This is a genomic window from Rhodanobacter sp. C01 (genome assembly GCF_002001045.1).
Classification (GTDB): domain Bacteria; phylum Pseudomonadota; class Gammaproteobacteria; order Xanthomonadales; family Rhodanobacteraceae; genus Rhodanobacter.
In genome coordinates this window covers 1-12663 of the sequence record NZ_MUNR01000010.1, presented here as the reverse complement: position 1 = coordinate 12663, position 12663 = coordinate 1, and the positions used below count along the sequence as shown (strand labels likewise).

General features: G+C 62.2%; 6 protein-coding genes. 3 read left to right on the top strand and 3 right to left on the bottom strand.

What is annotated here, in order from left to right:
- Positions 1-122 precede the first annotated feature (122 nt).
- Together B0E50_RS07595 and B0E50_RS07590 are read left to right on the top strand one after the other, a co-directional pair.
- Entirely contained in the window at positions 123-2954 is a 2832-nt protein-coding gene (locus tag B0E50_RS07595; protein ID WP_077440597.1) for a TonB-dependent receptor, read from the top strand.
- A 390-nt stretch (positions 2955-3344) separates the two neighbouring features.
- Positions 3345-6227, top strand: coding sequence for a TonB-dependent receptor (locus B0E50_RS07590; RefSeq protein WP_077440596.1), 2883 nt, complete (start codon positions 3345-3347; stop codon positions 6225-6227).
- A gap of 119 nt (positions 6228-6346) precedes the next feature.
- Here the strand turns inward: B0E50_RS07590 and B0E50_RS07585 are convergent, their stop codons facing one another.
- The 3 genes from B0E50_RS07585 to B0E50_RS07575 all read right to left on the bottom strand — a co-directional run bounded on the left by B0E50_RS07585 (position 6347) and on the right by B0E50_RS07575 (position 11664).
- Positions 6347-7933, bottom strand: a complete 1587-nt coding sequence (locus B0E50_RS07585) for a sulfotransferase (protein WP_077440879.1) — start codon at positions 7931-7933, stop codon at positions 6347-6349.
- 56 nt (positions 7934-7989) lie between these two features.
- The gene (locus B0E50_RS07580; protein ID WP_077440595.1) at positions 7990-9567 is read right to left on the bottom strand and encodes a sulfotransferase; all 1578 of its coding nucleotides are present in this window, start codon (positions 9565-9567) and stop codon (positions 7990-7992) included.
- Positions 9568-9681: 114 nt separating this feature from the next.
- Complete coding sequence (locus B0E50_RS07575; protein ID WP_077440594.1) at positions 9682-11664, bottom strand: UvrD-helicase domain-containing protein; 1983 nt, start codon at positions 11662-11664, stop codon at positions 9682-9684.
- 122 nt (positions 11665-11786) lie between these two features.
- On the opposite strand from B0E50_RS07575, the gene B0E50_RS07570 reads away from it, so the two are divergent.
- On the top strand, positions 11787-12663 hold an 877-nt coding region (locus tag B0E50_RS07570; RefSeq protein ID WP_139350795.1), incomplete at its 3' end, for an NAD(P)/FAD-dependent oxidoreductase.

Below are 12663 nucleotides of genomic sequence, written 5' to 3'. Positions count from 1 at the left end.
GACCGACCGGCAGGGATCGTGCTGGTTTGAGCATCCCGGATGCCGATTTGTGCCGATTGCCCATCCATTGGCGGACGGGTGCACCTACACGCTGAAAACTCTGAGGGGAGTTCTGAATACCCATGATTAAGTCGAAGATTACCGTCGCCATCGTGGCGGCCCTGGCACTTGGCTATACCTCTGCCTACGCGCAGTCGGCCCAGACCGATGCAACCCAGCAGAGTACTGCTCAGTCGCCGGACAGCAGCAAGGCCAAGAAGCTCGACGCGGTTACCGTGACCGGTTCGCTGATTCCGTCGTCGCAGATCGAGACGGCCACGCCGGTCATCACGATCACCGCGCAGGACATGAAGGTCCGCGGTTTTACCACCGTAGCCGAAGCACTGCAGCAGTCGTCCTTCGCCACCGGTAGCGTGCAGGGCGCGCAGACCTCGGCGTCGTTCACCCAGGGCGCGCAGACGCTGAGCATGTTCGGCCTGCCGGTCGGTTTCGTGAAGTACCTGATCGACGGTCGCCCGATGGGCAACTTCCCCGCACTGTATAACGGCAGCGATTCGTTCAACAGCCTCAGCGGCATCCCGATGGACATGGTCGATCATATCGACATCCTGCCGGGCGGCCAGTCCTCGCTGTACGGTTCCGACGCGATCGCCGGCGTGATCAACATCGTGCTGAAGAAGCATATCGACGCCCCGGCGATCGATGTGCGCTACGGCTGGCACAAGGACGGTGGCGGTGCCGATCGCCGCATCAGCCTGGCCGACAGCTTCAGCGCGGGCAAATTCAACATGCTGGTCGGTGCGCAGTTCGAGTCGACCCAGCCGATCTGGGGCTTCGACCGCAGCCTGACCAAGCAGTACTTCACCCAGGGCACCAGCGCGCCGGTGGCTGGGCGTGATTACCTGGTCAACAGCGGCACTGGTGCCGGCTACCTGTTCGAGGATCCGAACAACTGCTCCAATGTCACCAGCCAGTTCGGTGGCACCGAAGCCAAGCAGTTCCGCAAGGGCAGCGGGTATTACTGCGGCTCGATGTACAGCCCGGGCTACAAGACGATTGCCAACAGCGAAAAGACAGCCAACTTCTACACCCACACCACCTTTGACGTCAGCGACAACCTGCAGCTGTATGGCGACTTGCTGTACAACTACGACGAACAGAAATACACGCCGGGTTCCAGCTACACATGGTGGGGTACCTCGGTCGATTACGGCTACATCTACGACGAGAATCTGGACGATTTCGTCAACCTGCAGCGTGCGTTCTCGCCGGAGGATGTCGGCGGCTACAAGAACATCATGAACAAGCAGTACGAGAACTCGTACATGTTGAGCTTGGGCGGCAAGGGCACCTTCGGCCAATCGAACTGGGACTACGACGTCGGCTTCACGCATTCGGACGACAAGCTGCTGTCGCATGATTTCCAGCGCTTCGATGGTGCGATTGATGCCTACTTCCGTTCGCACGTGCTTGGACCGCAGCATGGTCTGGACCCCTACTACGGCGCCTACGCTGCCTTCTCGCCCGACTACAATGCGTTCTACCAGCCGATGTCGAAGGCGGATTTCGACAGCTTCACCGGCTATACCGATACCCGCGCCAAGACTTGGGACAACATGCTGCGCGCCCAGGTGACCAACGCCTCGCTGTTCTCGATGCCGGCCGGTGATGCAGGTATCGCGGTGGTGGTCGAAGGCGGCAACCAGGGCTGGTCCTATGTGCCGGACCCGCGCCTGCTCGACGGCGAGATCTGGGGCACCACCGATGTGCAGGGCGCCGGTCACCGCTCGCGCTATGCGGCCACCACCGAGGTGAAGATTCCGCTGCTGAGCCAGCTGACCCTGGATGTCTCCGGTCGTTACGACGACTACAAGGTCGCCGGGCAGAACGTCAACCACGGCACCTACAACCTCGGCCTCGAGTACCGCCCGTTCGAGACCCTGTTGTTGCGCGGACGCTATGGCACGGCGTTCAAGGTGCCAACCCTGTCCGACGAGTTCCAGGGCCTGAGCGGCTACTACAGCCAAGTGGTCGACTACGCCAACTGCGGCCGCCTGGGCTTCAGCGGCCCTAACGTGTCCGACTGTCCGAGCCGCTACGGCGATGTGCAGTACTTCGGTCAGCAGTCGGGCAGCACCAAACTGGAGCCAATCACCGCCAAGGTATGGAGCTACGGTTTCGTCTGGGCGCCGATGTCGAAGATGTCGGTCAGCGTGGACTACCTGCATTGGGACATCAGCAACGAAGTGAACCAGCAGAGCGCGGATGGCCTGTCGAACACCGAGTATCTGTGTGACACCGGCGCGATCGCCATGAGCTCGCAGACCTGCCAGATGGCCTTTGCCCAGATCACCCGCGGTACGCCGCTTACCCCGGGCCTGCTTGGACCGATCCTGGAAATCTATACGCCGAAGGTCAACGTATCCAATGAGCAGGTCAATGCCATCACGGCCAACTTCAGCTATCTGCAGGACGTCGGCGCCTTCGGTCGTCTGTCGTTCAATGCGTCCTACAGCGATCTGCTGAAGCACACCTATCAGGACTATCCGAGCGATCCGGCCATCGACCTGTTGCGCCATCCGAACTGGAGCACGGACTTCAAGAGCAAGGTCAACGCCTCGATCACCTGGAGCCTGGACGAGTGGAGCGCCACGGTCTACGGGAACCGCTTCGGCCGCACGCCGAACTACCTGGCCACCTTCTACGACGACTACACTCACACCGGCACCGGCAAGCTGCCGGCGTGGACTCTGTACAACCTCAGCGTGACCTACAACCCGATCAAGAACCTGGGCCTGTCATTCCTGGTCAACAACGTGTTCAACAAGATGCCCCCGATGGATCACAGTTATCCGGGCACCTCGACCACGCCTTACAACACATCCAATTACAACGTGTACGGTCGCGCCATGTACATCGAGGCAAACTACAAGTTCGGTGCCGGCGCGAAGTAAGCGTTTTTACTGCACTCGTGTCATCGACGGCCCCGCTTCGGCGGGGCCGTTTTTTTGTATGCCCGACAAGTAACACGTGCGCGTTCCTGGTCGATTTGCACTCGCGGGACCAGTAGGGCGAAGAGGGGGCATTCAGACAGATGCCGTTAACGCAAAATATTGCGTTAACGTAAGATATAGTCGAAATATAATGCTGTATATGCGCGCATTGTGAAGATAATGTTGCGCAATCTTTCTCGGGCATGTTAGAACCTGACTGCGCTATGAATCGATCCAGCCGGCAGGGAGAGTGCCGGTTTGCCTATTGCGATGCCGATTCATGTCGATCGCCTGTCAATCGAAGACGGGCTTATCCAGTTGCGAACAAGACTCTGAGGGGAGTTCCGAAGAATGATCAAGTCGAAAATTACCGTTGCTATCGTGGCGGCGCTGGCGCTTGGCTATACCTCTGCCTACGCACAGTCGACCCAGACCGATGCAACCCAGCAGAGTGCCGATCAGGCACCGGACAATACCAAGGCCAAGAAACTCGAAGCGGTCACGGTGACCGGTTCGCTGATTCCGCAAACGCAGATCGAAACGTCTACGCCGGTCATCACCATCACCGCACAGGACATGAAGGCGCGTGGCTTCGCCACGATCGCCGATGCGCTGCAGCAGTCGTCGTTCGCCACCGGTAGCGTGGAGGGTGCGCAGTTCACCAATTCATTCACGCCGGGTGCGCAGACGCTAAGCATGTTCGGTCTGCCGGTCGGTTTCGTGAAGTACCTGATCGACGGGCGCCCGATGGGCAACTTCCCGGGCCTGTACAACGGCAGCGATACGTTCAACAACCTCAGCGGTATTCCGATCGACATGGTCGACCATATCGACATTCTGCCGGGCGGCCAGTCCTCGCTGTATGGCTCGGACGCCATCGCGGGCGTGATCAACATCGTGCTGAAGAAGCATATCGACGCACCGGAGATCGACGTACGTTATGGCTGGGATTCCGACGGTGGCGGCGCCAATCGCCGCATCAGCCTGGCCGACAGTTTCAGCGCGGGGAAATTCAATTCACTGGTGGGTGTGCAGTTCGACAGCACGCAGCCGATCTGGAGGAAGGACCGCAGCCTGACCAGCCAGTACAACACCGACGGTACCTCGCCGCCGGTGGCCGAACGCGATTATCTCGTGCTGGGCTATTACGAAGGCTACCTGCTGGAGGATCCGAACAATTGCGCCAATGTCTCCAGCCAGTTCGGTGGCACGGAGGCCAAGCAGTACCGCCCAGGCAGCGGCTATTACTGCGGCTCCTTCAACAGCCCGGGCAACGGCACGCTGTCCACCGGCAGCAAGACGGTCAATCTCTACACGCACAATACGTATGACGTGAACGACAACCTGCAGTTGTACGGCGACCTGCTCTACAACTACCAGGAACAGAAGTACACGAATGGCACCAGCACCATGTTCTGGAACAGCGAAGTCGTGGACGCGGCGTCGGGTGGTGGCTACTTCTGGGATCCGCGAGCGAATGGCGGCGCGGGCGATTTGATGATCGTCCAGCATGTGTTCTCGCCGGAGGAGGTTGGCGGCTACCAGAACATCATGAACACGGAGACCGAGAACTCCTACATGCTGACCTTTGGCGGCAAGGGCACCTTCGGTGCCTCGAACTGGGATTACGACCTCGGCTTCACCCATTCCGACGACAAGCTGCTCGACCACGATTTCCAGCGGTTCACCATTCCGATGGAAACCTATTTCGCCAATCACGTGATGGGCCCACAGATGGGCTCTTATTACGGTTATCCCATCTACGAGCCCCAGTACGCGAATCTCTATAACCCGGTCTCGCAGGCCGACTTCAGGAGCTTTACCGGCTATACCGACAGCCGTTCCAAGACCTGGGACAACATGCTGCGGCTGCAAGTCACCAATGCCTCGCTGTTCAGCCTGCCCGGTGGCGATGCCGGCGTCGCTGCGGTGCTCGAAGGCGGCAACCAGGGCTGGAACTCCTCGCCCGATCCGCGCCTGCTGGAAACGGTCGACTGGAACGGTGAAGAGGTGCCGTACGTCTGGGGCACCAGCGCCACGCCGGGCGCGGGCCATCGCTCGCGTTACGCCGCCACGACCGAATTCAAGTTCCCGCTGTTCAGCATGCTGACGCTGGATGCGTCCGGTCGTTACGACAGTTACAACGTGGCCGGTCAGACAGTCAGCCACGCTACCTACAACCTCGGTGTCGAGTTCCGTCCGTTCGAATCCCTGCTGGTGCGCGGCAAGTACGGCACGGCGTTCAAGGTGCCTACTCTTTCGGATGAGTTCCAGCTGCCGAGCGGCTACTACGACAGCGTCTACGACTACGCGAATTGCGGCCGCCTGGGCTTCAGCGGAGCCAATGCCGCCGCCTGCCCGTCCCCGTACAACGGCGAGCAATACCATGGCCTGACCTACGGCAATCCTGCGTTGAAGCCGATCACGGCCAAGGTGTGGGACATGGGCGTGGTCTGGGCGCCGATGGAGCGGATGTCGGTCAGCGTGGACTACTTGCACTGGAACATCCAGAACGAGGTGTCGGAAGTCAGCGCCGACCAGCTGTCCAACACGCAGTACCTGTGCGAGATCGGCACCATTGCGATGAGCACGCAGACCTGCGCGCAGGCCTTCAGCCTGATCACCCGCGGCCCGGGCACGACGCTGAATGGCGTGCCGCTGCTGGGCCAGATCACGCAGATCGAGACGCCAAAGCTGAACATCGCGGACGAGCAGGTCAATGCGATCACCGCGAATTTCAGCTACATCCACGACATTGGCAGCCTTGGACAGCTGGCGCTCAACCTGTCCTACTCGGACGAGCTGAAGCATACCTACCAGGATTACCCGACGGATCCCTCCGTCAACTACCTGACCAATCCCAACTACAGCACCGACTTCAAGAGCAAGGGCAATGGTTCTCTCACCTGGACGCGGGACAAGTGGACCGCGACCTGGTACGTGAACCGTTACGGCCAGACGCCGAACTACCTGGCCCAGTCGCTCAACAACTACACCTCGCCGGGTACCGGCAAGCTGGGTGCTTGGGTGCTGAACAACCTCAGCGTGACCTACAACCCGATCAAGGCGCTGGGCTTGTCGCTGATGGTCGACAACGTGTTCAACAAGATGCCGCCGGTGGACAACAGCTATCCGGGCACCACGGCTACGCCGTATAACATTTTCAACTACAACCCCTACGGCCGTGCGATCTATGTGGAAGCGAACTATAAGTTCGGCCAAGGCGATAAGTAAGAGTACTGCGTGACCCACGACCCCGCTTCGGCGGGGTCGTTTTTTTGGCGACGACTACGCATGGTCGAGACGCTGGCAGTGGCTGGGAAGGTGCCCATCAGCACGCGTGAGAAGCATCGCTAATGTTGGATCGTGATGCCCGAGCTGATCAGCAGTTCGTGCAATGCATCCAGTTGCGGTCCGTACTTTTTCCAGCGCTTGAGCGAACTCCTGTAGATCGGTGCACGCACCTGCACGGCGCTGGCCGTGGCGACCGGACTCGGATTGTTCTCGAAACGCAGGCAGTCGTCATGCCAAGGCAGGCCGCAGAATTCCAGCAGCCGCCGGGAGCTGGCCTCCTGCGATTCCACCAATGTTTCGTAATCCACTTCGAGAATGCGGCCCGGCAGAACCTTCCGCCAGTGCGCCATCAGGTGATCGAACTGCACGAAGTATCTACCCGTGTCCAGCAGGTCGAATGAATAGTCGAAATAGGGCGATCTGGGCGCAAAGAGCTGCCGGAAATTGCTGAGGCAGGTGTCCATCGGGTCGCGCCGCAGGCAGATGATTTTTGCGTTCGGCAGGGCGTTGGCGATGAAGCCGGCGTAGAGAAAATTGTGCGGCAGCTTGTCGATGAAGCGCGGGCTGTGGCCGGTGGTTGGCCTCGTGCTGGCCAGGTAGGTGTCGCCCAGTTTTTTCCAGTCCGTGCCGCGTGCGCGGACGATGGTGTCGGCATCGATCAGGGTCGAGGTCCGGCTGCCGGAGGCCTGTTTCAGCGACATGCCGAAATTCAGCAGCTCGCCCGCGGACCGCACGTCGGGATGGCTGGAGATGATGCGCTCGACCAGGGTGGTGCCGCTGCGCGGCATGCCGATGATGAAGATGGGCTCGTCGCTCATGCACCCGGTCGATGCGGCCTGCGGCCCCGGGAAGCTTTCCGCGATGGCAGTGAACAAGGCTTCGTCGCGGGTGATCGTATAGCTGCGACCGGCGCCGCCTGCGGCCTTGCCGCGGACGAGGTGCCCGAATGCCGCGGGGTACTCGCCCAAGTCCTCATACTCCTTGGCCAGCGCCATGTTCAGGCAGATCAGGGCGGCGGTATCGCGGGAACCGTCACCCACCTCCGCAAGCAGGGCCTGCAGCCGTTCCACATGGTTGTCCTCTGGCGTCCAGCGGCGCAACTGGGCCAGCGTCAGGTGTGCGCGCCAGTAACGCGGGTCCAGCCCCAGGCACGCCTCGATCTCGGCTTCCGCTGCGGAGATCTGGCCGGTGGACACGTGCGAAGTCGCCAGGTTGTAGCGGTACGACGCCTGTGCCGGGGCGAGCGCCGTGGCTCCGCTGAACGCCTTCGTCGCGGAGAGATACTCGCCTACCTGCGTGTAGATCACGCCCAGCGTGTCCAGTGTGTTGGCATCGGCCGGGCCCAAGGCCAGTGCGCGATCGGCTGCCGTTCTCGCCTCGCGGTTCCGGTGCGAAACCGCCAGTGCCTTGGCGAAGTGCACGGCAAAATCGGCTCGACCCGGTTCGAGCACGCTCGCCCTGCGCAGATACTCCACGGCCGCCGGTAGTTGCTGCAGCTCCAGTTCGGCGATGCCGGCCATGTAGTAAACGCCTGCATGCCGCGGCGCGACTTGCAGCAGGCGTGCCGCGAATTCCCTGGCTTGCCGCCACTCGCGCCGGTTGAATGCCTCGCTGAGCTGTGTGTAGATCGCGGCGGGATCGGTCATCTCGGTTCCGGGTCGTGGCGGCTGGTTGGCGGTGTGCGGACGATGTGGCGCGGCATTCAAGGGGGAATGTCGACGCCCGCGCGAACCAGCAGCTCCCGCAACTCGGCAAGCTGAGTCTCGTATCTCTTCCAGCGTCCGATGGCAGATCGATAGACAGGTTCGCGCACTTGCAATGCACTGGCCGTGCCTACCGGCGCGCGATTCTTCTCGAAATGCAGGCACGCATCGTTCCACGGCAGGCCACAGAATTCCAGCACCTGTCGCGAAACGGATTCCTGATCATCGATGAGCGCCTCGTACCGCACTTCCAGGATCCGCCCCGGAAAGACGTGTTGCCAATGCGCCATCAGCCGATCGAAAAGCACGTAGTACCGGCCCGTGTCGAGCAGGTCGAAGGAATAGTTGTAGTAGGGCAGCCGCTCGGCGAAAAGCTGGCGGAAATTGCTGAGGCAGGCGTCCATCGGATCGCGCCTCAGACAGATCATTCTTGCATTGGGCAGAGCACTGGCAATGAAGCCGGCGTACAGGAAATTGTGCGGCAGCTTGTCGACGAAATGTGACGTGTGTCCCGTGGCCGGTCGCGTGCTGGAAATGTAATCCGCGCCCACGCGTTGCCAGTTGACATCGCGCGTGCGCGCGGCGATCTCGGAATCCAGCCACAGTGGCGTATGGCTGTTCCAGGCGCGCCGCAACGCCACGCCGAAATTCTGCAGCTCACCCGCGGCAGTCACGCTCGGGTGACTGGAGATGATGCGCTCCACCAGCGTGGTACCGGTACGCGGCAGGCCGAATACAAAGATGGGCTCACGGGATGGATGGCCTGACGCGCTGGCCAGGGGCTCGGGAAAGGCACGTGCAAGTGCCGCGAACAGTGCTTCATCGTGTTCGATCGAGTAGTCGAGACCCTCGCGGCTGGCGGCCTTGCCGCGCAGCAGATGTCCGAACGCCCTCGGGTAGTCGGCGAGATCCTCGTATTCCTTGGCCAGCGCCATGTTGAGGCAAATTCGGGCGAGGCTGTTGCCATGATCATGTGCAAGCATGGATTGCAATCGCGCGACATGATGGCTTGATGGTGTCTGCCGATGCAGATGGGCCAGGGTCAGGTGGGCTTTCCAGAACTTCGGATCCAGGGCCAGGCAGGTTTCGATCTCGCGTTCGGCGTCATCGATATCGCCATTCGCAATCAGGGAAGTGGCCAGATTGAAACGGAAGGCTGCATGTGCCGGCATGAGAGCCACGGCACGGCGAAACGCGGAAACGGCCTTTGCATGGGCTTCGTTTTGCGCATAGATACCACCCAAAAGGTCGAGCGTGGCTGGATCCTGTGGCGATAGCACGAGGGCTCGATCTGCCGCTGAAAGCGCCTCTTGCGACAGCCGGGCGAAGGAGAGTGCCCTGGCGAGCTGGGCGGCAAAGCCGGCATGCGCGGCATCCAGTTCCGTTGCACGGCGCAGATGCTGCAGTGCCGGCGCCAGCTGCCGCTGTTCCATGCATGCGATGCCGGCGAAGTAATGCGCAACGGCATGATCCGGCACCAGGGAAAGCAGCCTGGCGGTCAGTTCTCCCACGCGCTGCCAATCGTGCCGATTGAAGGCAGCAACAGCCTGCGCATGGAGATTGGCTGATTCGGTCATGCGGCTGTGGCCTGGGGCATGGGTGTGCGGTGATTGTCGTGCATGCGCATCAGACCATGACGAAGGCCATGCATGGTAGTTTTCGGCCGGCCTGTGCCGCGTGGCCAGGCGTGGCTAGTTGCCTGCCAGCATCGCCGCGATTTTCGCCATGTGCGACTCGGCGGTCTCGCGCACGGCTTCCTTGTCCGCTTCCGGATCCTTGCCTTGCCAGTGCAGGTCGGCCTGCGGCAGTTCGTGCAGGAAGCGGCTGGGCTGGTTGTTGTGGACGTCGCCGTAGCGTTTGGTTTTCGCCGACCACGACAGGGTGAGCAGTTCCTTGGCGCGGGTGATGCCTACGTACATCAGGCGGCGCTCCTCGTCGATGCGACCCTCGTCGATCGCGCCATCGTGCGGCAGCGTGCCGTCCTCGCAGCCGACGATGAAGACGAAGCGGAATTCCAGGCCCTTGGCGGAGTGCAGGGTCATCATGCGCACCGCATTGCCCGGTTCGTCGCGGTCGGCGTGGCTGAGCAGGGCGAGTTGCGAGGCGAGGTCGCCGGCGCTGTTGCCACCTTTCTGCATCGCGCGGAACCAGTCGGCGAGCTCACGCAGGTTGCCGAGCTTGCGCTCGCGCGTCGCAATGTCCGGCGTGCCGGCTGCGATCTGTGCGGCGTAGCCGGTACGTTTGAGGATCAGTTCGACCAGGTCGGCGGCGCTTTCATGCAGCGAGGCGCTGCGCAGCTCGTCGAGCAGGCCTGCGAACGAGGCCAGCGCCGCGGCGGGGCGCGGGGTCAGCTGGCGCAGCACGCTGTCGCTGCGGGTGGCGTCGAGCAGCGAGCTGTGCCGGCTTTGCGCGATCTGGCCGAGTTTCTCCAGCGTGGTCGAGCCGATCTCGCGTTTGGGTACGTTGACCACGCGCAGGAATGCGGCGTCGTCGCTGGGATTGGCAAGCAGGCGCAGATAGCAAAGCAGGTCCTTCACCTCGGCGCGGTCGAGGAAACTCAATGCGCCGGTGAGGTGGTAGGGAATCCGCGCCAGGCGCAGCGCCTTTTCCAGCGGGCGCGCCTGGAAGTTGCCGCGGTAGAGGATCGCGATGTCGTGCCAGCGCGCCTTGTGCTTTTCCGCCAGCGTGGTGGCGATCGCGGCGACACGTTCGGCCTCGTGCTCGGCTTCCTTGCATTCCAGCACGCGGATCGGTGCGCCTTCCGGATGCTCGCTCCACAGCTTCTTTTCGTGCAGATGTGGGTTGTTGGCGATCAGCTGATTTGCTGCGCGCAGGATGCGCTTGCCGCAGCGATAGTTCTGCTCCAGCTTGATCACGCGCAGGCTCGGCCAGTCGCGGCCGAGCTGGTCGATGTTCTCCGGATTCGCGCCGCGCCAGGCGTAGATCGACTGGTCGTCGTCGCCCACGCAGGTGATACCGCCGCGTTCGCCGGCCAGCACTTTAAGCAGGCGGTATTGCGCGTCGTTGGTGTCCTGGTATTCGTCGACCAGCAGGTAGCGCAACCGCTCACGCCAGGCATCACGGCATCCGGCGTCTGATTCGAGGATTCGCAGCGGCAGCCGGATCAGGTCGTCGAAATCGACGGCATTGAACGCGGCGAGGCGCTGCTGGTACAAGTCGTAGATCGTCGCCGCTTCCAGCTCGCGCGGACTGCGTGCGGCGGCCAGCGCTTCCTCCGGTGACAGGCCGCCGTTCTTGGCGCGGCTGAGCAGGTTGCGGATGCCGTACAGTACATCCGGCTTTGCGCCTTTCGGCGCCAGCTCCTTGACGATGCCCTCGCTGTCGTCCGCGTCCAGCACCGAGAAGCCGCGGCGCAGGCCAGCGCGCGCATGCTCGATCTGCAGAAACTTCAAGCCCAGAGCGTGGAAGGTGCAGACGGTGAGCGCGGCGGCGTCCTCGGCGCTGACCAGCTTGCCGACGCGTTCGCGCATCTCCTTCGCGGCCTTGTTGGTAAAGGTGATCGCGGCGATCTTCGCGGCGCTGAGTTTCTTGCGCGCGATCAGATACGCGATCTTCTGCGTGATCACCGAGGTCTTGCCGGAACCGGCGCCAGCAAGCACCAGCAGCGGGCTGTCGCAATGTTCGACGGCGGCCAGTTGTTGCGGATTGAGCATGGATGGGGCAAGGGCGTGTGGCGGCTGTCGATGGTAACAGAGGCCCGCGGGCTGGCCGATCGCTTGCGTCATAATTGAACGCGGGAGGCGCTGTCGTGGTGATGGCGCCAGGCGGAGCGAGCATGACGGATCAGACGGTCGAACAGTGCGATGTGGCGGTGATCGGCGGTGGCCCCGGCGGCAGCACGGCAGCCGCCCTGCTGGCAGGTCGCGGTTACAAGGTGATCGCGCTGGAGAAGGCGCATCACCCGCGTTTCCACATCGGCGAATCACTGCTGCCGATGAACCTGCCGGTATTCGAGCGGCTCGGCGTGCTGGACAAGGTGCGTGCGCTGGGCATGTTCAAACCCGGTGCGGACTTCGAGGCGGACAACGAACGCGGCTACAACACCTATGCATTCGCCCGCGCCATCGGGCAGAGCCCACCGCATGCCTACCAGGTGTGGCGGCAGGATTTCGACAAGATGCTGTACGACCACGCGCGCGAGTGCGGCGCGGATGCGCGCGAGGGGCACGAGGTGATACGGGTCGAGCAACGCGGCCCGCGCGAAACCTGGCTGGACGTGAAGACCGACGATGGCCGCAGCTATGGCATCGAGGCGCGTTACGTGGTCGACGCCAGCGGCCGCGATGCGCTGCTGTCGAGCAGACACAAGCTGCGGCGCAAGAACGACCAGCACCAGAGTGCGGCGATCTTCGGCCACTTCCGCGGTGCCGAATACCGGCCCGGCGAAGACGCCGGCAACATCAGCATCTACAGCTTTGAACATGGCTGGATGTGGATGATCCCGCTGCCGGACGGCGTGATGAGCGTCGGTGCAGTATGCCGGCCGGAGTACCTCAAGCAGCGCAAGGGTCGCACAGTGGAATTCCTGCTCGACACGCTGAAGCTGAGCCCGGCGTTGTGGCATCGCGTGCAGAACGCCGAGCTGATCGGCGATGAGGTGCGAGTCACCGGCAACTACTCCTACGACTCGACGCAGATGGGGGGGCGGGCTG